We start from the raw sequence: 23,561 nt of genomic DNA, 5'->3' as shown, positions 1-23,561 counted from the left end.
CGCTCAAGTTTTCACGAGCGAAGATATTCTTCGAGGGTAAGACCCCTCATCATTGCACCGGATGAACCCAACTCGCACCTGATATCGCCCAGATACCCGGAGCGCTCGGCAAAGGCGTTGTGCTGGTGGATGCTCTCAGAGCTCTCCGTCCTCGCCAGGACGAAGGATTCGTCCGGAAGCTCCGGAAATATCCCTATCACATTTCTAAGCATCTCTCTCACTACGTCTTCCACGAACCTCGGGTTTTCATGCGCCTTTTTAACCACAAAAAACTCGTCGGGGCGCTTCAGCAACTCGTAAATTTCCGAGCTCATAGAAGCTTCCACTACGTGAACTAAATTTTCGGCTTTTATTGGGACCGGAGAGCCCAGAAGGAGTGTCCCCCTGGCCCGCTGGTTGTGGGACGGTACCGGAAAGATCTCGACTATCCGTCTTGCCTCTTCTTGAGAATACCCCTCCTTGACCAGCAGCTCTTCGGCATATGCCGCCATCATCCCTTGTGCACAAGGGCAGACCGTCATACCCTCCACCTCTACGCCGGAGACGCGTTTAACGCGCTTGTCGGCATCGCTCGAGGCCATCCCGATGAACTCATACAACTCCTCCACCCTCTTGGCAGATGCAGGCGTCACTTTGCGCAGCGGAAAGTGCGCTCTTATGCGAACCTCCGCGTAGGCGGCGTTTTGCCGCCGCACCACCTGGAGGACGAGCCTCTCGGCGAGGGACTCTATATCGGGCGACGGCTCCTTCGTGACCTCTTCCACCACTTCCTCGAGCGCATCGTTGAAGCGCGACATATGGATGCCGGAGTGCAAGGAGTCCAACTGGACAAAGAGATCGAGGTTTGCGTAAAAGAGCTTCACCTCGCCGTCTACGTCAAGGCGAATGATACGTCGCACGTCGGTTATACCCACGCGGCTCAAGGCGATCGGCACGGTCGGGCACCTCTCTTGCACATCCTCAGCCGAGTTAACCTTCTGAATTTCCTTAACAGGACGAACTCCTTCTGGCACAGAAAAGTCCTGGCCTGAAAATAATTGAGGGGCGATGTCGATCAAGGCGGCCGTCGCATGGGGCGATATATCGTCCAAGAGGCGGCCGTCGTAAGCCAAAAGCTCCGCCGAGACGGGAAAGACATGGCCACCGTGCGCTGTTCGCTTTTCGATCCACTCCAAGAATGAAGATAACGCATTTATGCCGTCATAGACGTCGACTTCGCAGGCAACGCCTATGCGGCCCTTTTTTTTCGCTGCTCGAGGAGCGAGCTCGAAGAACGACGAGAGCCTGCGCACGGAAGCCCTGGCCTGCAGATACTGAAGCGCTTGTAGGATAACACTATATCCTTCGGCGTCGGCACTCATGAAAACATGGGCGCGATGCCTCTCGTGTTTCATTGAAGTGGGGCCTCTCCCTCGAGCAATATGGCCTGGAGGACATTGGGCAAGGAAGACTCCCTCTCTCCAGCCCCGTAGCCCACCTTCTTCAAAACACCAAGCGGCAGAGGGCCGAAAGCGGAGGCGAGCATCTTCAAAAGGAGCGCCCCTGTAGGGGTGGTGCGCTCCATAGGCTCGCCAAAGGAAAACACCGGCACATCTTTAAGGAGCTCAGCCGTGGCTGGAGCTGGCACAGGCAAGATTCCATGGGCACAATTTACGAAGCCAGAACCCACATTGACGGGAGATGACACAACACGGTTCACCTCGAGGCGCTCCGACAAGGCAAAGGCTCCCACTACGTCAACTATGGAATCTATGCCTCCAACCTCGTGGAAGTGGATGAACTCAAGAGGAACACCATGGATTTTTCCCTCGACCTCGGCCAGGCGGGTGAAAGCTTCCCGAGCTTCGCTTTTCACAAAATCGCTTAAGCTGCTATCTTCTATTATTTTAACGATGTCGCCGAGGTTTCGACCGTGGTGAGATTCGGAGTCAAATTTTACGCTAACTCTCACCCCCGTGATGCCCCTTCTCCTCTCGCGACTCACTGCGATCTCGTAATTTCCGAGCTGCAATCCCTTCAAGGCCGTGTCCAGCGCTCCGTCGTCGCTCAAAAGGTCTATCATGGCCCCCAAAAACATGTCTCCGCTTATGCCAAAAAGACAGTTCAGGTAAAGAATGCGTTCCAAGAGAGGCTCACTCCTTCTCTCTACATGCTTGCCGAGCTATCAGAGCGGCACAATATCCACCACCGAGGCCGTTGTCGATGTTCACCACCGAAATGCCAGAGGCGCAGGCATTGAGCATCGTCAGAAGCGCGGCAAGACCGCCGAACGATGCGCCGTATCCGACGCTGGTGGGGACTGCTATGACGGGGCAAGAGACAATGCCGCCGATGACGCTGGGCAAAGCACCGTCCATGCCAGCCACCGCCACGACGACCTTGGCCGACTGAAGCTCCTCGATGTGGGCAAGAAGCCTGTGGAGCCCAGCCACACCGACATCGTAAATGCGCTTTACCTTACAACCCATGGCGATGGCAACCATGGCAGCTTCCTCCGCTACGGGCACATCACTGCTACCCGCGCTCGCCACCACCACGCCATCGTAAGGATGCTCAGCCGGAAGGCGAGCAGCCACAAGGCGCGCCACCGGGAAATATTCCACCTCGGACAGAGCGCGCCTTATGATGGCATATTGAACCTCCGTAGCGCGGGAAAAGAGGGCCGGGCCATCACTCTCGGCTATGGCCTCCGCTATCCGCAAGAGCTGGTCATCACTCTTTCCAGGACAATACACCACCTCGGGAAAAACTTTGCGAAGCGCCCTGTGCGTATCGAGTTTCACATCTCCCATGTCGAGATAGGGCAATTCTTTCAAGCGCACGAGGAAATCGTCCACCGAAAGCTTGCCGCCGACCAAATCTTGAGCTAAACCTCTCAAAACCTTCTCATCCATATAGTATCTGCATCCCTTCGCGGAAAAAGTCAAAGGATTTTATTTTCGGATCATTTTACCAGAGAGCGAAGGCTATGAATAGAAAGACAGCGCCTTGCAGATTGCGTCCCAAAAGCGCTCCACCTCGAGTCTCACTCCTACGTCGGCGTTCGGTGGCTTGCCCAATGCACACCAGTAGTCGCAAACCGTCCTCCCGTAGGTGTGTTCTCCTCTAAGTTCCACATCCACATGCATAGCTTTTGTCTCCACAATTGAAGGGTCTATCAACCAGGCGAGCGTCGTCGGGTCGTGCAGCGGTGCTCCGTCGAAACCGAAGCGCTCCCTGTATCGGGCGCTGTAAAAACCCATCAGGCCGACGAAGAGCCGAGAGGCATCGTTGTCTATGTCCTCGACGCGTTTTGTCACATCCCGCGTCACCACTGCCTGATGAGTGAGGTCGAGCCCCATCATAACAATAGGCACACCGGAGGAAAAGACGATGTGTGCCGCCTCTGGGTCGGCGTAGATGTTGAACTCCGCGGCCGGCGTTATGTTGCCGAGGCCATAGGAACCCCCCATCATGACGATCCTCTTTATCTTTTTTGCTATGCCTGGTTTCTTCCTCAAGGCCACTGCAAGGTTCGTCAGCGGAGCGGTGGCGACGAAATTTATATCGCCGCTCAAAGAGGAGAGCATTTCTACGATGAGATCGACGGCGTGTCGCGGGTCGAGGTCAAGTTTGGGCTCTTCCAACTCCACCCCATCCAGTCCAGATTCGCCGTGAACATTTGCAGCGGTTATTGGCTCCCTCACCAGGGGATGCGACATGCCCGCCGCTATGGGTACTCCCGTTATCCCCAAGTGTGAACAAACCTTGAGGGCGTTCTTCGCCGTCTTCTCCAACGTCTGGTTACCCGCCGCAACCGTTATAGCCAAAAGCTCTATGCGCGGATGCCTGCCGGCCACCGCAATGGCTATGGCATCGTCGGATCCGGGGTCCACGTCTAAGATGATCTTCTCTTTTCCCATGCGCTCACACCTCAAAATTCCCTTTCCTTAGGCCTTCCTCCGAGCCGTTTCCTTATATATTGGCAATATACGGCTGCCATGGGGTTATGGCCCAATTTTCTGTCCTTTACGGCAAGCGTCGTAACGGGAGCCTTTATGTGGCGGTAAAAGAGCGAGTCGTGCCCCACACACAGCCCCAAAACGATAGTCAACTCACACCCCTCTTCATCTAAAACGCGAGCCTGCTCGGCCGGGTTGCACGACGTCGGGCCAAGCCAGACTCGCAACGGGTGCCCCATCTCCTCCTTGCCCAAACCGCCGACCTTACAACAGACCGAATGCAGTTCAAATTCCTTAGACAATATATCCCCCACAACCTTAGCTTCATCAGAAAGCCCAACGCAAAAAGCAAGCCCCAGCTTTCTGTACTCCATACGGCGGGCGTACTCCATTATCTCCTCGAGTCTGCAGATTTCGCCGTAAAACAACGCCTCCACTTCCGCCGCCACTTGAAGCGTTTGTTCCTCTCCCTCGTACAAGGAACGGCTATCTTTGGCGACACAAGGGTTGCCGTTCCTGCAAGGTTTATCCGCACATTCGTGACATTTCATGGCTCCGCCCCCTCAAAGAGCAGTATAATCCCTTGAGAAAAAGAATTCAAAAAGGGAGGAGGCTTTAAATGTCTTTGGCGGAACGCCTTTGGCTCGAGAATGCGGATCTTGCGAGGGCATGCCTAAGGCACCCTTTCATCCGAGGAATAGCGGGTGGGTCGCTCCCGCAAAGAAATTTCGCCTGGTACGTCGGACAAGACTACTTTTACCTCCATGCCTTCACCAGGGCATATTGTATAGCCGCAGCGAAAGGGTTGGATTGGGATGCCACAAAGGCCTTTCACGCCCTGGCGGCCGGAGCGATCGAAGAGACCGACCTCCACAAGAGATACGCCTCGCGCTGGGGCGTCGATTTAAACGAGGTGAAGCCGAGTGCCCCCACACGGCGGTATACGGACTTTTTGCTCGCCACCGCGTGGGGATACGACACAGGCGTTACGGCAGCCGCGCTCACCCCCTGCATGCGCCTCTACGCGCATTTAGGACAAGAGGTGGCCAAAGAATGCAGCCGCAAAGACAATCCCTATATAGATTGGATAAATAGCTATAGCAGCCAAGAATTTGAGGCGCTAAGCCAAAAACTCGAAAACCTCTTGGACCTATACGCCACTCCTTCTAAATCTGTCAGCGAAACTTACAACTACGCCATGCTCTGCGAGCGCGATTTCTTCGACGCCGCCTGGAGATGCAAAAGCGGCGACTAAACGTCTTCGGCCGTTGGGATGTGAGACTCGCAGGGAACGCCGGTCTGGCACAGACCGCACCCTAAGCCGTCTATTCCGAATTTGGCCTTTGCGTATGCCGCTGCCGCCACGTGGACGTGCTGGTAGCATTTTTCTTTGTCATGCCCTTCCTTAGTTATGGCCCCAACGGGACAGCGACCCATACATTTACCGCATGTGCCATCGGAGAAAAAGAGGCAATACTGGCGGTGGTCGCTATAGGGCCTTGGCGTCGGAGGCAAGTCCATCAGCGCCACGACTGAACCTACCCTCATGGCCTTACCAAGGGGTGTTATTAGACCGTCGCACAGCCCGAAAGTGCCAAGCCCCGAAACATACGCGGCGTGCCTCTCAGACCAGCGCGAAGCCCTCCCGAAGCGAGGTGAGGTCTCCCTGCTCCAAAAAGGAGAGAGTACAGGGGCTACAGCTTTGTATCCTTGCGCGGAAAGCGCTTCTACCACATGCCTTCGGAGGCTTTCGTTCGCCTCCTCGCCAAATACGCGAGCCCTCACCCATCTCTCCGACGGATAAATTCTCTCCTTGCGGTTGTCCGCCTTCGTGGCCTCGGTCTGCGGCAGTATCCAACAGATTACGGCGAGGTCCTTCGGACTGACGCCGGATACATCGGGAAAGGTGAGTGAAAATATCTCGTGAGGTGTCCAGTGAAAAGGTCCTATGTGATCTTTGTAAAACTCATAGAGCTCATCGGCGCCGGACGAAAACCCCACGATGGGCTCGTCCCATGCCCTCTCGTTTGAGGGATCTTTCAACGAGTTGTCCGGATAGTGGCGCACAAAATCCTTTATGATCTCCTCTACCTGCGCAGCGAGTTCGCATCGAGACATATTTTGCCCTCCCAAAACAATTAGTTTCGCTTATTATGACATATAATGATCACGAATGCCTCATATGAGAAGAAAGAGAGGGCTTAAGAAATGCACTGCACAATCGTAGTGGATGATTGCAACGGCAGAAGTGATCTGGTGGCTGAGCACGGCCTGAGCATATATCTCAAAACGCCGAGGGGAAATGTGCTCTTCGACGCAGGGCAAGGAATCTGCCTTTCGCACAACACGCACGCCTTGGGGCTCGATTTGGGGCTGGTGGACCACTTGGTCTTAAGCCACGGACATTACGACCACTCCTGGGGCATACCCAAGGTCCTCCAGGAGGCGGGCAGGCTCCCGCTTTGGGCGCACCCGGCTTTTGAAGCGCCCCACCACACCAAAAGAGGCGGAAGGCTTCGCTACTGCGGCGCTCACCTCGCCAAAGCCTCTTTCGACTTCAAGCCCGTCGAAGGAAGTGTCGAAATCATCGAAGGCATTTGGGCCATCTCCGTCCCAGACGAGGAGAGGAATCCAGATTTTGCGCCTAAAGACCCGGACCTTGTCGTGCCAGAGGGCACAGATTTAATTTCAGACCCATTAAAGGATGACCTATCTTTGGTAGTGAAAGGACGATTCGGTTACAGCGTGATTTTGGGCTGCGCTCATGCCGGGGCGGTCAACATCCTCGGGGCCGCATCGCGTCGCTTCGACACCAAAAACTTTTATGCCGTCATAGGGGGCATGCACATGGAAAAGCAGTCGAAGGAGTTCCTCGAGCGCTCCGTAGCCGCGTTGGCCGACAGGTTCTCCATCGCCATTTTCAGGCCCTGTCACTGCACGGGATTTCGTGCCGCTGCGATGCTCGCCTCCGCTTTCGACGTGGACTGGGCAGGATCCGGGGCAGCGCTTGAGCTTTAGAAACATAAAGTTTGATAAAGTCATAGTGTGCCCCGGCTATCAAGTTAAATTGTCGCTAAAGCTAAGTTACCGCCTCCTTCTTGTGCCAACTTGAAGTGTTGCACGCTTTTGCGCATGTTTTCGCCTGACTTAAGGAGGTCTTCTGAGATCTTAGCGAGCGACTCTATAGCTTTAGATTGTTCGTTTATGGATTTAGTAACACTGTCAACGTCGCCGGCTATTTCTTGAATGGTTTTGGAAATGTGCTCAACTGCTGACGCCATTTCTTGAGAGCTTGCTGATTGTTCTTCCATGATTGCGGCTAAGCTCTGTACCTTATCCGCTACGGCCTTAATTTTTCCCACAACTTCAACGATAGCCCTTTGGGCACCTTTAGTCTGTTTTGCCATTTCTTCTATGTTTTTGGCGGCTTCCGCTTGGTCATTAAGGGCCTCGTCAGTCCTCTGTTTAACTTGGGCCACCACTTGACTTACCTCTTTTGCCGCCTTAGAGGTCTCTTCTGCCAGCTTCCTCACTTCCTCGGCGACGACGGCAAACCCGCGACCGTGTTCGCCTGCCCTTGCGGCTTCGATTGCCGCATTTAAAGCAAGCAGATTAGTTTGGTCAGCGATACCCGATATGAGGCTGACGAACTTCAAAATGTTTTCCACGGAGGCAACCAAATTGCGCATGGCATCGTCAGACATTCGGCGCGCTCGATCGACCAGCTCTGCTCTACGGGCAATTTCACTTACCGCTTCCGACCCGTTTTCTGCAAGTCTTGAAATTTCCTCCGCTTGCTCCCCTGCCTCGGCCGCAGCTTGAGCGCCATTCTGTGCCGAAGAGGCTATCTCCTGTATGCTAGCAGTGGTCTCTTCTACAGCACCCGCTACCTCTTGCACGCGTTCGTTTATCTTGGACATGGATGCAGATATTTCCTCAACAGAAGCGGTATTCTCTTGTGCACTCGCACTGATGTCTTCAGCGTCCGTCGTCACGCTTTTCGCCTCTTCTGAAACAGAAGCAATTAAACCCGATACTCCATGTATCATGTCATTTACCGCTCGCGATAGAACCTTTATCTCGGCAAGCGATGATTTTACTTCAAGTTTAGAAGAAAGATCTCCACTTGCTAATTGTTGCATCTTATCCGCTATTACAGCCACAGGACGAGAAATTCCGCTTGCTATCCACAAAGCAACTGCAACAATAGCCACAGCGACGACAGCAATAGTGATGAATAGATTTTTTCGCAACGCGCTTATCGGCGCCAAAAACTCCACTGTAGGAGACGTAATGGAAACGGCCCACCCGACAGATTGTATGGGCGCATAGGCTGTAAATTTATCCACTCCTTTAAAAGTATAACGCATAACTCCGCGTTTTCCTCCGAGCGCCTGCCTCGTTCCCGCTGCGAGTTCTTCTGACACCTCTTCGCCTTTTATAGATGCATTAAGGTTGCCCACAAGACTTTGATCGGGGTGAATAAGTACAACTCCGTTTTTGTCCACGGCATAAGCATACCCGCTCTTGCCCCATTTTGTGCTCAATATGATGTTGGACAGTTCTTTCAAATCCAAAGGACCTACAAGCACGCCTACGAGCGCTCCGTCGCGAAAAATAGGGCATGCCATTACAACAACGACGTTGCCCGTCTCTTTTGACACCACGGGCTCGCTCACAAGCGTCCTCGGCTCGCTAAGCATTTCACGAAAGTAATCTCTATTAGCGATAGAACTTCTAAAGCCCTGTGTGGAAATGGTATTACCTGCAACATCTGCAACCACAAGCTGTTCAAAGCCCCCAAAGCGCTTCAAAGCTCGAGCCAATAGTGGTTGTTGTCTGGCCCAGTCCATGGATTTAATGTCGTCTATCTCAGTTTGCAACTCCAAAAAGGCAAGCCGACTCTTAATGTATTGGTCAATTTCGCCTGATAAACCCACTACCAAAGCTTCTCCTTCTCTTTGGGCTATTTCGACCAAGCTCCTCTGTGAGTGAGCAATAGCGATGTAGCCAACAACGCCGACAGCTGCAATACCAATTATAAGAAACGCTGCCATCAGCCTTCCCCTTAAACTGCTTAACATCTGCACCCCCCCAATAGAACAATTGTCATTTCAGGCAACAACGTGTATTATATATTAAACAGTTTTAAAATGTTCAAGACGATGGCACAGCTTTATAAATAACAAGGGGGTTGCAATATGAAGGTAGGCATAGTTCAACTCGATGTAAAGCTTGGCAAACCGGCGGAAAACTTCAAAAAAGTAGCCCAAATGCTCGAAGGAGAAAGCGCAAAGGGGGTATTGCCGCAAGCCCTCGTGTTGCCCGAGCTTTGGAGCACCGGATACGCCTTAGAGAGGGCAGATGAACTGGCCTCGCCAGAGGGGATAGAAAGCGCACACTTTTTGGGAGAGCTGGCAAAAAGATACGGCATGTGGTTCGTCGGCGGATCTGTCCTGGCTAAAACTACTGGCGGCTTCGCCAACAGGGCACAGGTAATAAACCCGAAAGGTGAACTTGTGGCGATATACGACAAGATCCACCTGATAAGGCTCATGGAAGAAGACAAATACTTCATCCGCGGCAAAAAGAGATGCCTTTTCGATCTCGATAACATAAAGGCCGCCTGTGTTATCTGTTACGATATCCGCTTCCCGGAATTGGCGCGAAGGCTCGCCTTAGAGGGGGCAAAGATTTTGTTCGTCTCTTCCGAGTGGCCCAAAGAGCGCATAGAGCATTGGAGGATCTTACTTTTAGCTAGGGCCATAGAAAACCAAATGTACGTAGTCGCCTGCAACAGGTGCGGCAGTTCTGCAGGCACGACCTTCGGAGGACACTCCATGATCATAGACCCGTGGGGGTCGATCTTGTATGAGGCGGGGGAAGAAGAAGCCTTCGGGACAGCGGAAATTGACATAGCCAAAGTCGACGAGGTGCGAAGGTTCCTCCCCGTCTTCGAGGATCGCTTGCCGGAGGCATATTGAGTTACATCTCCCCAAAGACCTTTTCGACCATCTCTCGAGAGAGTGGGCCGATGTGGATCTGGCGGATGATCCCATCTTCGTCGATGAAGAAAGACGTAGGTATGAAGCGTATCATATATAGTTTTGCCGCGCTTCCGTCAACATCCAAAGCCACAGGGAAGCTATACCCCTCACGGCGCAGAAACTCTTCGACTTCCTTCGGGGAGCTCTCGTTAGTCGTCAAGTTCACGGCCAATATGTGCACAACGGACCCGGCCTCTTCGAAATAGCGCTGAATGACGGGCATCTCTTCCCTGCACGGCGGGCACCAGGTAGCCCAAAAATTCAAAAGCACGGGCTTACCGCGCATATCAGAAAGATTGATGAGGGTGCCATCAAGCCCGCTCGCCGTGAAATCAGGAGCGACCTTACCCACTTCTACGCCTGTTTCCACGGCGCTTCTTCCTTCTTGGATCGTTTTAACATCGCTTGAAGGCCTTAGAACGAACCACAGCACGGCCACCACAAAAAGCGCTGTGATCGCCGCTATCGTAGTCTTGCCTCTCATGTTGTTGAACCTCCTCATCGTGAAGCCAAAGTCAAAGCAGCGCGCCTGCCATGCCGCTTAAGCGTGACAAAGTGCCCGTCGCCATAAGGACCCCTATCGCCACGAGCACCCATCCGCCTACCTTCGTCATCAAGGCGAGCTCCTCAGAATGCCGCTTTAATAAGTTTTCAAGCCACCCCAAAGAGGCAGCTGCCGCCAAAAAAGGCAGGGCCAACCCCAAGGAATATACGGCAAGCAGCAATGCACCGTAGCGCATGCTCGCGCTGCTTCCTGCCATGATAAGGATCGAGGCCAAGATCGGCCCTACGCACGGCGTCCACCCTGCCGAAAAGGCCATGCCCAAAAGCAGCGAACCGATCCACCCTCTTCTATTCCACCCAAAGGCAAGGCGCCTTTCTTTCCCCAGCGCGCCTATCCTTAAAACGCCGGTCATATTGAGGCCAAAAAAGACGATGGCCGCCCCACTCAACTTTTGCACGATCAATTGATGCCGGATCAGAAACCTCCCGATAGCGCTGGCCGACAGACCGAAGGCCACAAAAACGAGGGTAAACCCCAAAACGAAGACGAGGGCGCTAATGATGGCCTTGGCGCGCACATTCGCCCTTCCTCGGTCGTCAAAAGTCGCAGCGCTTCCCGCGAGGTAAGATAAAAACGCGGGCACCAAGGGCAAGATGCAGGGGGAAATAAAGGAGGCCAATCCCGCAAAGAAGGCCACTACAAAAGAAACGGAAGCTTCTGGCGCCATCACGCTTCTCCTCCCATATGAAATAAAGGCCTCATTGCCCCGTGCCGTAAAGTGTAAATACCATGATGGGTATATGTCAAGGGGGATAGACGGATCGAGGCATCCTTAAGCTTGGCAAAAAACCGCTTCAGTGCTAACCTTCAACTTGGCTCAAAACGTGTTCCTCGCTTGAGGATTGAGGAAAAAAGACTATGAAAGGGTTAACTGCAACAGAAAGGGCAAATAAGGCAATAGCGGCCTCTCGCGTAGGGCTTTGGGCGAACATCGCTCTGGCTGCTTTCAAATATACAGCGGGTATTTTGGGGAACAGTTCTGCTATGATCGCAGACGCGGCCAACTCCCTATCGGACGTCTTTACCGACATAATAGCCATGGTGAGCTTCCATATATCCAAGAGGCCCATAGACTACAACCACGACTACGGACATGGCAAAGTCGAGACGTTGGCTTCGCTCGTGGTCGGAGCCTTTGTGTTGATCGTGGCAATACTCATCCTCTGGTCAGGAGGCAGCAGGATCGCCTCCGCCATGCACGGCAGAGACTTGCCGAGACCCGGCCCGATAGCCTTGGGGGCGGCCATCGCAACACTCCTCTCAAAGGAATCTCTATACCGTTACACGATAAGGAGAGCAAAAGAGCTTTCGAGCGATACGCTGGTCGCCAAAGCCTGGGATCACAGATCCGATGCGCTCATCTCGCTATGTACGTTCGCCGGCATCGGAGGCGCAATGTTTTTGGGCGAAAGGTGGAGGATTTTAGATCCCATAGCAGCCGTAGCGGTGAGTTTCTTTATAGCCAAGGTCGCCATATCCATATTGATCCTGAGCCTCCATGAGCTGATGGAGGGATCCCTCCCCCGCGAGACGGAGGAAGAGATAGAAAGGGTCATAGCTCAAGTGCCTGAAGTTGTAAACTATCATAAACTGCGCACGAGAAAGATCGGCAAAGATTATGCTGTGGATGTGCATGTGGTCGTCTCTCGCGATTTTTCCATCGTTGAAGCGCATGATATATCGGAAGATCTGGAGGAAAAGCTGAGGAACAAATTCGGGAGAGATACGCACATCACCATACACATAGAGCCTTCTTTGGAAGGCTCCAAAGCCGTCGGATCAGATGGGGTAAGCGGCGAAGGGCAAAACCCGCAAGTGTAACGAAGTTGTTACTCGCCGGTAAAGAATTCGTTACATACCTCCCATATACTGGGCACGAAGGCAAGGTTTAAAAAACTCGCAAGGAGGAATGTTTCCATGAGGAGATTTGCTTTAGCGACAGCAGTTTTGGCCTTAGGAGCCCTTTTGGCGGGCAGCGCTATCGCGGCGGAGCAGTTGGTGATCAACGGTTCCACCACGGTCCTTCCCATCGCCCAGGCGGCAGCCGAGCAGTTCATGAAGGCTAATCCCGACATCACGGTATCCGTCTCTGGCGGCGGCAGCGGCAACGGCATCAAGGCCCTGATTGACGGTACCGCTAACATAGCCAATTCTTCCCGCTTCATTAAACAGGAAGAGGTGAAGATGGCTGTGGAGAAAGGTAGATACCCCGTTCCATTCGGCGTAGCCATAGACGCCATAATACCCGTCGTGCACCCGTCTAATACGATCGCGGACCTGACCATCGAACAGCTCCATGACATTTACGCGGGCAAGATCAAGAACTGGAAAGAGCTGGGCGGGCAAGACAGGCCTATAGCTGTAGTGAGCCGCGACACCAGCTCCGGTACCTACGAAGTCTGGGAGGAAAAGGTCCTGAAGGGCGATCGCGTGGCGCCTCAGGCCTTGATAGTCGCATCCAACGGCGCCATGGTCCAGACTGTGGCCAGCAATCCTGCCGCCATAGGTTACATCGGCATCGGTTACTTGAACAACGAGTTGAAAGCTATAACGGTGAACGGCATAACGGGCTCGATCGAGACCGCCCGCAGCGGCGAATACCCCGTATCTCGTTATCTCTTCATGTTCACCGGCGGCTGGCCTACTGGCGCCGCGCTCAAGTTCATCAACTTCGTAATGAGCGATGAGGGACAGAAGATTGTGGCCAACGAGGGGTTCGTCCCAATCCGATAGCCCTTTATTAAAACCTCGGTTCGTGTAAAATTGAACTAAGTCGGGCCTGCTCGTCCGGCAGGCCCGATAAATTTGACCCCAGGTGGTGAAGACGAACATGCCGACAGAAGGAGCGATGAGGGGGGATAGGGTGCCACAAGCCGCTATAACGATTGTGGCGGCAGTGGGGCTGCTCATCCTGATCTTCATCCTCGTCTTTTTAGTTAGAGAGAGCATCCCCATACTGAAGATCACCTCTCTGAAAGACCTGCTGTTCGGGATTTATTGGTATCCCACATATAACCCTCCCGACTTCGGCATGCTGCCCTTAATAATCGGCTCCATCGCCGTCACGTTGCTTGCCTCGGTTTTGGCCATACCCCTTAGCTTGGGATTGGCGATCTTCCTCTCGGAAGTGTGCCCCAGGACTTTGCGAGAGTTCTTTAAACCTACACTTGAGGTATTAGGCTTCCTCCCATCTGTCGTGTTGGGATTTGTCGGAATGGTGCTTTTGGCCCCGTGGCTTCAGATGAACTTAAATATCCTATCCGGCCTGAACATGTTCAACGCCTCCGTCTTGATGGGCATCATGATCGTGCCCATAGTGGCTTCGATAGCTGAAGACAGCTTCAGGGCGGTGCCGCAAGACTTGAGAGATGCCGCGTACGCCTTGGGGTCTACCAGGCTTGAGACGATAATCCATGTCCTCTTCCCGGCGGCCCTCCCGGGCATAGTAGAAGCATGTCTCTTGGGGATCATGCGCGCCGTGGGAGAGACGATGGTCGTATTGATGGCCGCCGGCGGTGCTGCCGTAATTCCACGCTCCATCTTCGATCCCGTGCGCCCTCTTACATCGGCCATAGCTGCAGAGATGGGCGAAGCGCCTGTAGGATCTCCACATTATCACGCCCTTTTCTTCGCAGGGTTGTTGCTTTTAATCATGACGCTCGCGATAAACCTCACAGCCCTCTGGGTGGAGCGGCGCTGGAGGTGGAATGCATGAGATGGAGGCTGTTCAAGGACAGGGCTGCTACCGTGCTGCTGTGGACGTTTATGGCCATGGCGATCCTAATCCTCTTGGGCATCATAGCATTTCTGACGGAACGAGGCTGGAAAGCATTGAGCTGGGAGTTCCTCACCCAGCCACCCAGAGACTCCATGACGAAGGGCGGGATCGCAACCCCAATCGTCGGGACGCTGCAGCTCGTGGCAGTATCAATGGCGTTTGCCTTTCCCATAGGTGTGGCCACTGCCATATATTTGGTCGAGTATGCCAGAGAGACGGCTTTCACCCAAGCGTTGAGATTAGCGGTGAGGTGCCTTGCAGGCGTGCCTTCGGTCGTATATGGCCTCTTCGGCCTTTCGCTCTTCGTTATATCTTTAAAGTTCGGCCCGTGTCTGCTCTCGGCCGGGCTGACGCTGGGATGCCTCGCCCTTCCTCTTATTGTGGGGGCCTCGGAGGCAGCCCTAAGGGCTGTTCCTCAAGATTACAGGGATGCCTCTTTCGCGCTTGGAGCCACACGGTGGCAAACCATACGCAGGGTAGTGTTCCCTGCAGCCTTCCCATCGATCCTCACCGGAGTTATACTGAGCGTCGGCAGAGTGGCAGGGGAGACTGCCCCCATCATATTTACTGGTGCCGCTTTTTATGCGCCGCGATACGCCACAAGCCTGTTTATGGAAGTGATGGCCCTTCCGTATCACGTTTACATCTTGGCCACGGCTGGAACTCGTATCAGCGAGACCAGAAGCATCCAATATGGCACCGTTTTGGTGCTGTTGATGCTGGTCTTGGGGGTAACGTTAGTGGGTGTCATATGGCGAGCCCGCATCAGAATGCGCGCATTGCGCTAAAGGATTGAGGATGGATAGAAATATGATAAAGACAAACGTCAACGGCGTTTCGCTAAAGGAGAGCAAATTCGATATCCAAGACCTCTCACTATATTACGGAGACTTCGAGGCCCTCAAAAAGATGTCATTTTCCATCCCGAGTAACGCCGTTACAGCTCTCATAGGCCCTTCGGGATGTGGCAAGAGCAGCCTTCTGCGCTGTCTGAACCGAATGAACGACTTTATACGGGGCGTGAAAACAGAAGGAAAGATCTTTATGGACGGGGAAGACATCTATGCGCCGAACACGGACGTGATAAGCCTTCGCCGGAGAGTCGGCATGGTGTTCCAGCGGCCCAACCCGTTTCCGCTGTCGATATACGACAACGTAGCCTATGGTCCCAGAATACACGGCATAACCGACAGAAGGAAGTTGGACGAAATCGTCGAAAGGAGCTTGAAAGAGGCAGTATTGTGGGATGAAGTGAGCGACAAACTCACATTGTCCGCAGTAGCCCTTTCGGGAGGACAGCAACAGCGGCTCTGCATAGCGCGAGCCATAGCCGTAAGGCCGGAGGTTCTCCTCATGGACGAGCCTACCAGCGCGCTCGACCCTCTCGCCACAGCTCGCATCGAGGATTTGGTGCGTAGACTCAAAGAACATTATACTATCGTCATAGTAACCCACAATATGCAACAGGCTGCCCGCATCTCTGACATCACAGCATTTCTCTTGATGGGAGAACTCGTAGAGGTAGGTCCCACAGAGGTCATTTTCACAGCTCCGGCGGATAAGCGCACAGAAGATTATGTAACTGGACGTTTTGGATAAAAGAGAGGAGGAACCGAGAGATGACACCGGTGAACCCGAGAGAACACATGGATATGGAGTTAGAGAAGATCGAGCAGAAGCTCCTTAAGCTCGGCAAACTCGCCGAGGATGCACTTTCGAAGGCGGTCTGGGCACTTCGGCAGAAAGACGACAACTTGGCCGTGGAGGTAATAAATGGAGATAACACCTTGGACGAACTGGCCGATTCCATAGATGAAGACTGCCTCAAGTTCATGGCCCGCTTTCAACCGCTGGGGGTGGATCTGCGGATAGTGTCCTCGATCATCCACATGTCCATCGACCTCGAGCGCATAGGAGACTACGGCACGAATATAGCCAAATTTGCCTTGAGGTTATCGAAGGAAAAATTGATAAAACCGTTGATCGACATACCCCGGATGGAGGCCACGATCAGGGAGATGGTCGACAAGGCGCTTTTGGCCTTTATGAATCGCGATGCCGCATTGGCCGAAGAGGTATGCAACAAAGATAACGAGATCGATGCGCTCGAGAAACAAATCTTCCGCGAGCTATTGATACTCATGATGGAAAACCCGAAGAACATAGAACAAGCCACCGATCTCCTCTTTGTGGCGAGGACACTTGAGCGCGCCGGGGACCATGTCACCAACATCGCAGAGCGGATCATACTGATCGCCACGGGGAGAAGGGTGCGCGCTTCTGAGCTGCGAAGAAAACCTGTGGAGGGATAGCGTGTGCCCGGAGAGCGCATTCTTATCATCGAAGACGAGGAGGCCATAGCCGAGCTGATCGCAGAATCCTTGAAGCGACAAGGATATCAAGTTCTCATAGCCTATGACGGCGATCAAGGCTTGGATTTGGCTTTCGAGACGCTCCCCGATCTCTTGATCTTGGATCTTATGTTGCCCAAGCTCGACGGTTGGGAGATATGCCGCAGACTTAAAGCAGAAAGGAACACCAGGGATATCCTAATCCTCATGCTCACAGCCAGGCGAGACGAGCGCGATGTAATTGAAGGGCTCGAACTGGGGGCCGATGACTACGTAAGTAAGCCCTTTTCTCTATCCGAACTCTCAGCTCGGATCAAGGCTTTATTGCGCAGATCCCGTCGACGGGGTGTCCTCGGCGCCGTTTTGGATATAGGCCCACTTAAGATTGACATGGAAGCGCAAGAGGCCACGCTCAACGGTAATGCCTTGGATCTGTCCCCTACGGAATACAAGCTGCTTGAGGTTTTGGCCCGCAATGAGGGAAGAACCCTCTCCAGGGACGAGCTGTTGGCGAAAGTATGGGGTACGACGCTCGGCGACTCCAGGACTGTGGACGTGCACATCTGGAGGCTGCGCCACAAATTGGCTGACGACGGCGATGTGGAGCGTTTCATCCAGACCGTCCGCGGCAGGGGATATAGACTCCGTTTCGAGAGGAAAGAGCGTGAAAACGCTTAAGGGAAAACTTTCCCTCTTAGTCGCTGCGGCTACCGTGTGCGCCCTCGCATTGAGCTGGCTGCTCATAGAGGGCATCCTGCACGGAAGTTCATTTGGGTGGAGAGCGCAAGTTTTTCTGGCGATAACGATCACGGCGGCGATAACTTTATTTTTAGAGTTGTGGGTGGTCCGCAATATAGTGCATCCATTGACGGAGCTGACCGAGGCCGCAGAGAGCGTGGAGCGCGGGGAAGCCACATCTATTCCCCTCGTCGGAAGTCTCGAGATAAGAAGGCTCTCGGCAAAGATGAAGGGATGGCTTGAACGATTGCAAAGTGCCTTATCCACCCTTCAGATGGAACGTGATGACTTAGCTTCTATATTGGAGACGCTACCCATAGGCGTGATGGTCACAGACGAGCACGGTCGCCTGCGCTATGCGAACAGCGCTCTTGAAAAGTTTTTGAACTTGCCCCGCGAATGGGCCAATAAGCCGATAACTGGCCTGTTGAACCGTTCCGAACTGCTGGAATTGGCCGATGTAGTCCATTCTGGCACAACACCCGAGCCCATCATTTTTAAGGCACTAACCGAGCCGGAGCGCTACTTGAGGGCCCAGGCCAGGCCACTTCGTCAAGGCATCCTCGTCACGCTGGAAGACCTCACAGAACAATATCAACTTGAAGAGGCGCGGCGCAATTTCGTGGCCGACGCGAGCCATGAACTGCAGACACCCCTCACAGCCATCAGGGCAGCGGCGGAGTTGCTGATAGAAAACCCGGACATAGAAGAGCCACAAAAGGAAAAAATTCTGAGGCGCATCGTAGAGCAGCAAGAGCGCATAAGTGCCCTCGTAGATGACCTCCTTCTCCTGTCACGGTTGGAGTCTCGCCCACCGTTGGAGGAGACGAGTGAAATAGACCTCGCTTACACCGTAGCATTCCTCGCAAAGGAGTATGCCTCACATCCGCTGGCTTCCCGCATAAAGATCGAATGCTCTCTGCCCCCCTCGGCACCGCTAAAAGGGCATTATGAGGAGTTGAGGCGGGCCATAGGGAACCTGTTGGACAACGCGGTCAAATACGTCCATCAGCGCTTCGGCAATTCGAGCGGCGGGAGGGTTTCGATTGCGCTTTCTGACGAAGGAAACAACTGGGCCCTTCGCGTCCGGGACAACGGCGTCGGAATCCCTCCAGAGGTAGCCGATAAAATCTTCGAGCGCTTTCAGAGGGGGGAGGCCTCTCGATCTCGCTTCGGCAAAGGGGGATACGGCCTGGGGCTTTCCATAGCAAAGAGAATCATAGAAGCCCACAATGGCGATATCTTCCTTGAGCCGACGAAAGAAGGAGCTGCGTTCGTAATACGCCTACCGAAATCACAGCGCAATGCTGAGATTGCAACATAACTACAGACCTCGCCAAGGCCGATCCACAGCTTATGCTATAATAATCACCACACCTCTTACACTGACGCCTACGGGTGTCAAATCCTTAAGAAAGGGGAGAAGCTGCGATGAGCAAAAGAAAGCTTTTCCTTCTTGCCTTTGCTTTCAGCGTGTGTGCGTCGACAATGATGTGGGGTTATCCTGGATCTGTAGAAGCCAAAGATGGTGCGATGAAGAGCGGTCAAGGAATAGTCATATTAGACCCAGCTATTAAAGAGGCTTTAAAGGCTACGGGTGCCTCCTATGAAGAACTCCTCCAATGGAGCAGCAATTCGTCTTCGGTTCTTCGCTTTCTCCACGGAATGAAGCCTCGGGGACAAAAAGAGCTCGCCCTACTGGCCCGATATATAAAGGAGCAAAACAGTAGACTGAGCGCCGAAACTGCCTGGAGAGAAGCTGCTGCCTTCGTCCACTACTGCAACAAATATGATGTGCCTGTAGACTTGGCAGTGGCTGTGGCGAATGCAGAAAGCCACTTCAACCCCAAAGCCAAAAGTAGGCAAGGAGCACTTGGGGTAATGCAGGTGATGTGGCGTTTCCATCGCGATCTGATGCAAGCCAACGGCATACTCTCACCTCAGGAGCTCTGCGACCCCGAGAAAGGGATCGCCGCAGGGTGCCTGTTGCTCTCCCGTCACCTGAGAGAAAAAGGTTCCGTCGAAGGAGCGTTGGCCTCTTACCTCGGCATGGCCTCGGGGGCCTACCAGAGGCGCGTTTCACGGAACATGTCAAAGCTTGCTAACTACAGAAAGACTAAATCATAACTCGAAAAGCGCCACCATGAAGGTGTGATCGGAAGGCCTGTCCCAAGAACGAGGCCTGCGATCTATAAAACAATCGATGGAGCGCGCAGCCAAGGAGCGTGTTGCCAATATATGGTCCACGCGCCATCCTATGTTGCGCTCAAAGGCGTTTTTAACTCGATAATCCCAAAAGGAGAACTCTACCTCGCCGGGGTGATGTTTGCGGAAGAGATCTACAAAGCCCCAGGATTTCACTTCTTCGAAGAGCTTTCGTATGTCCTCGTGGAAGCATACGTGGTTTTTCTTGGCTTCGGGGTGAGTTACGTCAATCTCGGTAGGGGCGATATTCATGTCTCCCACCCACAAAACCAAATCATCTGCAGTGTAGTTGCGCTCAAAGAGCGATCTGAGGCGCCTGAAGAAGCGGAATTTATAAGCGTAATCCGGGTGATCTATCGCTTTTCCTTGAGGAACATATGTGTTGACTACGTGTAGAGCGCCAAACCGTGCCCTTAGGAGGCGCGCCCCGTCGTTGGGCTCTTCTCCATCGTCGAAGCCAATCCACACTTCGTCGGGGGAGATAAGCGACGCCGTTGCTACGCCGCTGTATCCCTTATCTCCCTTATAGACCACACGGTATCCCCATCCCTCAAATGCCTCCCTGGGAAAATCATCGTCGGAAACCTTTGTCTCTTGAAGGCATAGTATATCGACATGGTTATCCTTGAGCCATCGCTCTATTATGTGAAGCCTGCTGCGCACAGAATTGGCATTAAACGTAGCCACAGAAAAAGGCATTCGTTCTTCTCCCTTCAGCCGACGTCATAGTTTTTGCCTTCTAAAAGAAGCTAAAAAGAATCGCACTTTTAACTTTAGCTCTGGGTCATGCTGCGTAAAAAGCCATGACCCAGAGCTATGTTTCCTTTTAATTTTTACGAGCCTAAGCCTCCCACTTGGTGATATCGAGCTCTCCCTCGCTCTTAGCTACTATAGCGGTGCCAACCATATCACCCGTCACGTTGATGCAAGTCCTCCCCATATCAAATATGGCATCCACGCCCAAAATCATTGCATAGGCGGCTGCCACCGCAGAGCCCGGCTCTACCGGAAGGCCTACAGAATCGAGGACCAAAAGGAGCATGATGGCTCCAGCTCCAGGAACGCCTGCAGTGCCTATAGAAGCGAGAGTGGCCGTGAGGATTACGATCATCTGCTCAGAAAACGCCAACTGCCGCCCTATGGCGAAGGCCACAAAGAGCGCGCACACTCCTTGATAAATGCATGTGCCATCCATGTTTATCGTCGCCCCCAAGGGAAGGGTAAAAGAATATATTCCTCGAGGGACTCCCATATCCTCAGCGTTTTTCATCGTTACCGGCAGCGTTCCGCTGCTGCTCCGCGTAACAAAGGCAGTTATCATTGCCTCCTTCGCCATCTTTAGAAATTTGCCGAGCCTTAAGCCAAAAACCCTGAGGATGGAACCATAGACCAAGAGCACGTGAACGGCCAAGGCGAGATAAACTGTAAGCGTCGCCAAGGCTAAGGGACCCACCACTTTGGGGCCTTGTTTGGCGAAAACCACGGCTATAAGGGCGAACACTCCTATGGGTGCGTATTGCAAAACCCAACCCACAACTCTATACATAACCTCAACTGCACCGTTAGAGAAAGCAAACACTACGTTCGCCGCAGATTTTATCTCCTCTTTTTCGCTCTCCCTCAAAACGGCAAGCCCTATGCCGAAGAAAATAGCAAAAAAGATGATGGGCAGCACGTCCCCTTTGGCTAACGCCTCTACGGGATTGGTAGGTACGATGGCAAGAAGCGTGTTAACTATGGAAGGGCGTATCAACTCCTTTCCCGCAGCTTCGCCTGCAGCAAGCTCAAGGCCTGTGCCTGGTTTAAGGAGGTTGGTAAAGATCAACCCTATCGCCACCGCAAATACCGTGGTAAGTAAATAGTAAAGGATGATCTTTACCCCCACTCTTCCCAACCTTTTGGGAGAGATACTGGCTGTCCCGACTATGAGGCTGAAAAAAATCACCGGCACAACGATCATCTTCAGCAGTCGCACAAAGAGATCGCCAAAGGGTTGCACCCACAAAATATACGGCCCCGCCAATAGCCCTATAATAGCCCCAAGGACTAGGCCGATGAGGATGCGCATCAGGAGATTCGACTTAAAATACCAATCCATAAACCCCTTTTTCTCTTCCTCTCCATTCACAGCACACACCCCCTTATTTTATTCTTAGTCGCTCTGCCTTCTTAGCCAAAGCAATATTTTATTAGACATACTTTTTCTCACGTTAACACCGCCGAACAAGGGTTACGACGCGCATATGTCTCGTGCCGCAATAGATACCCTTGTCTTAAGTTGCGCTTCTGTTGTCTTCGCTATTTTAAAAATTTATACGCCTTTTAAGCAACATTCTTGCCAATAAGGGAGAAACAGGAATGCCTCCTCTTATTGGCAAGCGCCAGAACAAGCATATACTCTTTTATTTAGCATTCAAAATGGTTTGCTTAACTATCAGATGACAGCTATGATACCTCGGATACCTAAAACGGCGATAGCAATGGCGCTAACCCAGAGGGCTACGTCGTAAAACCGACTTGGGCGCAGTCTCTCATCCAATCTCGTATAGCGGAAAAACAGCGCAGCATACACCACGATGAGGAGCATGAGAGAAGTGCCGATGCCGCCCAAAATCACCATGAAAACAGGAGCTTTAAAAGCCAAGAATAGCAGAGCCCAGATAATAGCAATGATCCAAGCTAAGGCGCCAATCCACCGCTGCCGTTGCTTTGCATCAGAAAAGTTTAACAAACCGATTCGACTAAAGGCATCGGTGTATTGCCGCGACCAAGCTCCCAAAGCTGAGAACGCGGTTGAGTAAAGCACTACGATGGCTCCGATAAGGTATACCCACATGGCCCAGGGACCTACCGATTCGGTATACATTGTAGCCAAGGTGCGCATAGCATCGTAACCCTGCGGAATTGTTCCTCTTCCGTGCAGGACAGCTGCCCCCAACATATAGAAAGCGATGGTGGCTATAGTGTATATCACCATGGAGAAGAGAGCGTCTACGTACATAACTTTAATCCAGCCACGGGCCCTCCTGACCCAGTCTTCGGTGTCTTTCTTGGGTCCAGTGAAGCGAGCGTAGCCTTTCTCCAAGCACCAGTAAGGATACTGCATGATCTCGTCTCCGCCGACACCGGTGATACCGAAGGCAGCAATAGCCACTCCTACTGCAAAAGCCGGCAGCTTAAACTGTAACCCTTCTGCGATGTCTGCCCAGCTTATACGATACGGAGTAGTCTGCAAGAAAAGCGCACAAGCGATGGTGAAGAAGACGAAGCAGACGATCATAAACACGCAGGCGCGTTCGATGAATTTGTAACTCCCTTGCCAGATAAGCAATGCGACAGAAAAGGCCGTAACCCAGGTCCAAATGGGCGGAGATATGCCGGGAAAGGCGATATTCAATGCCAAGGCCGTCCCACCGACAATCCCACCCAACTGCATCATCTTGAGAGACATAACGATGATCCAAAACCAAACCGTCCAGTTGGCCTTACCTATCCTTGGGCCGGGCAGCTTGTTCATAGCCAACATGGTAGACTCGCCAGTATTGATTGCATGTTTACCGAATTCCAGTTGTAGCGTCACCTTCACCAAACAGCTTACGATAATGACCCACAGCGTCACAAATCCGGCAGTGGCGCCTAAGGTAGTTGTAGCTATAAGCTCTCCCGATCCGACAATTGAAGCGGTCAAAATAAGACCTGGGCCCAAATACTTTAGGGCACCCAGAATACCTTCCGGAGGCTCTTTAACTTCGCTCTCACGGAACACGTAAAGATCTTCTGCCGATCCCTGCATCTGATAACCCTCCTTCCTGATTGTTTTATACTAAAAATTCACTAAATTATTTAAACTATTTTAAGCCCATTCTATCCCCGAATGATACTCCGACAAAATGCTTGCGATTAGTTAACTGACAGCGGGTAAAGGGAAAGCGTCTA

24 protein-coding genes are annotated in these 23,561 nt (G+C 52.8%); 12 read left to right on the top strand and 12 right to left on the bottom strand.

Annotated elements, in window-relative coordinates:
- Nucleotides 1–11: 11 nt before the first annotated feature.
- The 5 genes from mptA to EZM41_RS07935 all read right to left on the bottom strand — a co-directional run bounded on the left by mptA (nucleotide 12) and on the right by EZM41_RS07935 (nucleotide 4,492).
- Entirely contained in the window at nucleotides 12–1,394 is a 1,383-nt protein-coding gene (gene mptA / locus EZM41_RS07955; RefSeq protein WP_198470583.1) for a GTP cyclohydrolase MptA, read from the bottom strand.
- Entirely contained in the window at nucleotides 1,391–2,125 is a 735-nt protein-coding gene (locus EZM41_RS07950) for a LarC family nickel insertion protein (protein ID WP_198470582.1), read from the bottom strand. The genes mptA and EZM41_RS07950 overlap by 4 nt, the downstream gene beginning before the upstream one ends.
- A gap of 7 nt (nucleotides 2,126–2,132) precedes the next feature.
- On the bottom strand, nucleotides 2,133–2,894 hold the full coding sequence (gene larB / locus EZM41_RS07945; RefSeq protein ID WP_198470581.1) for a nickel pincer cofactor biosynthesis protein LarB: 762 nt from the start codon (nucleotides 2,892–2,894) through the stop codon (nucleotides 2,133–2,135).
- A gap of 72 nt (nucleotides 2,895–2,966) precedes the next feature.
- On the bottom strand, nucleotides 2,967–3,902 hold the full coding sequence (locus EZM41_RS07940) for a nucleoside hydrolase (RefSeq protein WP_198470580.1): 936 nt from the start codon (nucleotides 3,900–3,902) through the stop codon (nucleotides 2,967–2,969).
- 11 nt (nucleotides 3,903–3,913) lie between these two features.
- Nucleotides 3,914–4,492 carry a DUF1847 domain-containing protein gene (locus EZM41_RS07935; protein ID WP_198470579.1) on the bottom strand — a complete coding sequence of 193 codons (579 nt, stop codon included), beginning with the start codon at nucleotides 4,490–4,492 and terminating at the stop codon, nucleotides 3,914–3,916.
- Between the two features lie 68 nt (nucleotides 4,493–4,560).
- On the opposite strand from EZM41_RS07935, the gene EZM41_RS07930 reads away from it, so the two are divergent.
- Nucleotides 4,561–5,196 (top strand): TenA family protein, encoded by a 636-nt coding sequence (locus tag EZM41_RS07930; protein WP_198470578.1) that lies wholly within the window; start codon nucleotides 4,561–4,563, stop codon nucleotides 5,194–5,196.
- Here EZM41_RS07930 and EZM41_RS07925 read toward each other — a convergent pair.
- Complete coding sequence (locus tag EZM41_RS07925; RefSeq protein WP_198470577.1) at nucleotides 5,193–6,059, bottom strand: hypothetical protein; 867 nt, start codon at nucleotides 6,057–6,059, stop codon at nucleotides 5,193–5,195. The genes EZM41_RS07930 and EZM41_RS07925 overlap by 4 nt on opposite strands.
- A 90-nt stretch (nucleotides 6,060–6,149) precedes the next feature.
- Between EZM41_RS07925 and EZM41_RS07920 the strand changes: the two genes are divergently transcribed.
- Nucleotides 6,150–6,959 (top strand): MBL fold metallo-hydrolase, encoded by an 810-nt coding sequence (locus EZM41_RS07920; protein ID WP_198470576.1) that lies wholly within the window; start codon nucleotides 6,150–6,152, stop codon nucleotides 6,957–6,959.
- 44 nt (nucleotides 6,960–7,003) lie between these two features.
- Here EZM41_RS07920 and EZM41_RS07915 read toward each other — a convergent pair whose 3' ends face one another.
- Nucleotides 7,004–8,998 carry a methyl-accepting chemotaxis protein gene (locus EZM41_RS07915; RefSeq protein ID WP_198470575.1) on the bottom strand — a complete coding sequence of 665 codons (1,995 nt, stop codon included), beginning with the start codon at nucleotides 8,996–8,998 and terminating at the stop codon, nucleotides 7,004–7,006.
- A gap of 144 nt (nucleotides 8,999–9,142) precedes the next feature.
- Here EZM41_RS07915 and EZM41_RS07910 point away from each other — a divergent pair, with 144 nt between their 5' ends.
- A complete protein-coding gene (locus EZM41_RS07910) occupies nucleotides 9,143–9,925 on the top strand; it encodes a carbon-nitrogen family hydrolase (RefSeq protein WP_198470574.1) in 783 nt (260 codons plus the stop codon).
- Between the two features lies 1 nt (nucleotide 9,926).
- Here the strand turns inward: EZM41_RS07910 and EZM41_RS07905 are convergent, their stop codons facing one another.
- Both EZM41_RS07905 and EZM41_RS07900 read right to left on the bottom strand, forming a co-directional pair.
- Nucleotides 9,927–10,472, bottom strand: coding sequence for a TlpA family protein disulfide reductase (locus tag EZM41_RS07905; RefSeq protein ID WP_198470573.1), 546 nt, complete (start codon nucleotides 10,470–10,472; stop codon nucleotides 9,927–9,929).
- A gap of 31 nt (nucleotides 10,473–10,503) precedes the next feature.
- Nucleotides 10,504–11,220: a cytochrome c biogenesis CcdA family protein gene (locus tag EZM41_RS07900; protein ID WP_198470572.1), complete on the bottom strand. Its 717-nt coding sequence runs from the start codon at nucleotides 11,218–11,220 to the stop codon at nucleotides 10,504–10,506.
- 191 nt (nucleotides 11,221–11,411) lie between these two features.
- Here EZM41_RS07900 and EZM41_RS07895 point away from each other — a divergent pair, with 191 nt between their 5' ends.
- The 9 genes from EZM41_RS07895 (at nucleotide 11,412) to EZM41_RS07855 (ending at nucleotide 19,547) form a co-directional block, all read left to right on the top strand.
- Entirely contained in the window at nucleotides 11,412–12,374 is a 963-nt protein-coding gene (locus tag EZM41_RS07895) for a cation diffusion facilitator family transporter (RefSeq protein ID WP_198470571.1), read from the top strand.
- Between the two features lie 96 nt (nucleotides 12,375–12,470).
- Nucleotides 12,471–13,286, top strand: a complete 816-nt coding sequence (locus EZM41_RS07890; RefSeq protein ID WP_198470570.1) for a phosphate ABC transporter substrate-binding protein — start codon at nucleotides 12,471–12,473, stop codon at nucleotides 13,284–13,286.
- 97 nt (nucleotides 13,287–13,383) lie between these two features.
- The gene (gene pstC / locus EZM41_RS07885) at nucleotides 13,384–14,268 is read left to right on the top strand and encodes a phosphate ABC transporter permease subunit PstC (RefSeq protein ID WP_232619188.1); all 885 of its coding nucleotides are present in this window, start codon (nucleotides 13,384–13,386) and stop codon (nucleotides 14,266–14,268) included.
- The gene (pstA, locus tag EZM41_RS07880) at nucleotides 14,265–15,119 is read left to right on the top strand and encodes a phosphate ABC transporter permease PstA (protein WP_198470569.1); all 855 of its coding nucleotides are present in this window, start codon (nucleotides 14,265–14,267) and stop codon (nucleotides 15,117–15,119) included. Before pstC ends, pstA begins: the two co-directional genes overlap by 4 nt.
- 22 nt (nucleotides 15,120–15,141) lie before the next feature.
- Entirely contained in the window at nucleotides 15,142–15,930 is a 789-nt protein-coding gene (gene pstB / locus EZM41_RS07875) for a phosphate ABC transporter ATP-binding protein PstB (RefSeq protein WP_198470568.1), read from the top strand.
- A gap of 20 nt (nucleotides 15,931–15,950) precedes the next feature.
- The gene (gene phoU, locus EZM41_RS07870; RefSeq protein ID WP_198470567.1) at nucleotides 15,951–16,643 is read left to right on the top strand and encodes a phosphate signaling complex protein PhoU; all 693 of its coding nucleotides are present in this window, start codon (nucleotides 15,951–15,953) and stop codon (nucleotides 16,641–16,643) included.
- Between the two features lie 3 nt (nucleotides 16,644–16,646).
- Nucleotides 16,647–17,360: a response regulator gene (locus EZM41_RS07865; RefSeq protein WP_198470566.1), complete on the top strand. Its 714-nt coding sequence runs from the start codon at nucleotides 16,647–16,649 to the stop codon at nucleotides 17,358–17,360.
- Nucleotides 17,347–18,744, top strand: coding sequence for an ATP-binding protein (locus EZM41_RS07860; RefSeq protein WP_198470565.1), 1,398 nt, complete (start codon nucleotides 17,347–17,349; stop codon nucleotides 18,742–18,744). Before EZM41_RS07865 ends, EZM41_RS07860 begins: the two co-directional genes overlap by 14 nt.
- Nucleotides 18,745–18,851: 107 nt before the next feature.
- Nucleotides 18,852–19,547: a transglycosylase SLT domain-containing protein gene (locus EZM41_RS07855; RefSeq protein WP_198470564.1), complete on the top strand. Its 696-nt coding sequence runs from the start codon at nucleotides 18,852–18,854 to the stop codon at nucleotides 19,545–19,547.
- Here EZM41_RS07855 and xth read toward each other — a convergent pair.
- From xth to EZM41_RS07840, 3 genes are all read right to left on the bottom strand, one after another.
- Nucleotides 19,542–20,324: an exodeoxyribonuclease III gene (gene xth / locus EZM41_RS07850; RefSeq protein WP_198470563.1), complete on the bottom strand. Its 783-nt coding sequence runs from the start codon at nucleotides 20,322–20,324 to the stop codon at nucleotides 19,542–19,544. The two genes, EZM41_RS07855 and xth, sit on opposite strands and share 6 nt — an antisense overlap.
- Before the next feature lie 142 nt (nucleotides 20,325–20,466).
- Nucleotides 20,467–21,753, bottom strand: a complete 1,287-nt coding sequence (locus tag EZM41_RS07845; RefSeq protein WP_342449267.1) for a dicarboxylate/amino acid:cation symporter — start codon at nucleotides 21,751–21,753, stop codon at nucleotides 20,467–20,469.
- 306 nt (nucleotides 21,754–22,059) lie between these two features.
- Entirely contained in the window at nucleotides 22,060–23,418 is a 1,359-nt protein-coding gene (locus EZM41_RS07840) for an Nramp family divalent metal transporter (RefSeq protein WP_198470562.1), read from the bottom strand.
- Nucleotides 23,419–23,561 lie beyond the last annotated feature (143 nt).

Source organism: Acetomicrobium sp. S15 = DSM 107314, from assembly GCF_016125955.1.
GTDB classification, from domain to species: Bacteria; Synergistota; Synergistia; order Synergistales; family Thermosynergistaceae; genus Thermosynergistes; species Thermosynergistes pyruvativorans.
Note: the sequence above shows the minus strand (reverse complement) of the source record. Positions and strands in the feature narration are given on the sequence as shown.

Excerpts from the sequence above, each read along its gene's own strand:
- EZM41_RS07940 (WP_198470580.1), bottom strand. The coding sequence starts at position 3,902 with ATGGGAAAAGAGAAGATCATCTTAGACGTGGACCCCGGATCCGACGAT.
- EZM41_RS07895 (WP_198470571.1), top strand. The coding sequence starts at position 11,412 with ATGAAAGGGTTAACTGCAACAGAAAGGGCAAATAAGGCAATAGCGGCC.
- EZM41_RS07935 (WP_198470579.1), bottom strand. The coding sequence starts at position 4,492 with ATGAAATGTCACGAATGTGCGGATAAACCTTGCAGGAACGGCAACCCT.
- pstA (WP_198470569.1), top strand. The coding sequence starts at position 14,265 with ATGAGATGGAGGCTGTTCAAGGACAGGGCTGCTACCGTGCTGCTGTGG.
- EZM41_RS07840 (WP_198470562.1), bottom strand. The coding sequence starts at position 23,418 with ATGCAGGGATCGGCAGAAGATCTTTACGTGTTCCGTGAGAGCGAAGTT.
- EZM41_RS07890 (WP_198470570.1), top strand. The coding sequence starts at position 12,471 with ATGAGGAGATTTGCTTTAGCGACAGCAGTTTTGGCCTTAGGAGCCCTT.
- xth (WP_198470563.1), bottom strand. The coding sequence starts at position 20,324 with ATGCCTTTTTCTGTGGCTACGTTTAATGCCAATTCTGTGCGCAGCAGG.
- pstB (WP_198470568.1), top strand. The coding sequence starts at position 15,142 with ATGATAAAGACAAACGTCAACGGCGTTTCGCTAAAGGAGAGCAAATTC.
- EZM41_RS07855 (WP_198470564.1), top strand. The coding sequence starts at position 18,852 with ATGAGCAAAAGAAAGCTTTTCCTTCTTGCCTTTGCTTTCAGCGTGTGT.
- EZM41_RS07900 (WP_198470572.1), bottom strand. The coding sequence starts at position 11,220 with ATGGCGCCAGAAGCTTCCGTTTCTTTTGTAGTGGCCTTCTTTGCGGGA.
- EZM41_RS07920 (WP_198470576.1), top strand. The coding sequence starts at position 6,150 with ATGCACTGCACAATCGTAGTGGATGATTGCAACGGCAGAAGTGATCTG.
- pstC (WP_232619188.1), top strand. The coding sequence starts at position 13,384 with ATGCCGACAGAAGGAGCGATGAGGGGGGATAGGGTGCCACAAGCCGCT.
- EZM41_RS07925 (WP_198470577.1), bottom strand. The coding sequence starts at position 6,059 with ATGTCTCGATGCGAACTCGCTGCGCAGGTAGAGGAGATCATAAAGGAT.
- EZM41_RS07930 (WP_198470578.1), top strand. The coding sequence starts at position 4,561 with ATGTCTTTGGCGGAACGCCTTTGGCTCGAGAATGCGGATCTTGCGAGG.
- EZM41_RS07915 (WP_198470575.1), bottom strand. The coding sequence starts at position 8,998 with ATGGCAGCGTTTCTTATAATTGGTATTGCAGCTGTCGGCGTTGTTGGC.
- EZM41_RS07910 (WP_198470574.1), top strand. The coding sequence starts at position 9,143 with ATGAAGGTAGGCATAGTTCAACTCGATGTAAAGCTTGGCAAACCGGCG.
- phoU (WP_198470567.1), top strand. The coding sequence starts at position 15,951 with ATGACACCGGTGAACCCGAGAGAACACATGGATATGGAGTTAGAGAAG.
- mptA (WP_198470583.1), bottom strand. The coding sequence starts at position 1,394 with ATGAAACACGAGAGGCATCGCGCCCATGTTTTCATGAGTGCCGACGCC.
- EZM41_RS07905 (WP_198470573.1), bottom strand. The coding sequence starts at position 10,472 with ATGAGAGGCAAGACTACGATAGCGGCGATCACAGCGCTTTTTGTGGTG.
- larB (WP_198470581.1), bottom strand. The coding sequence starts at position 2,894 with ATGGATGAGAAGGTTTTGAGAGGTTTAGCTCAAGATTTGGTCGGCGGC.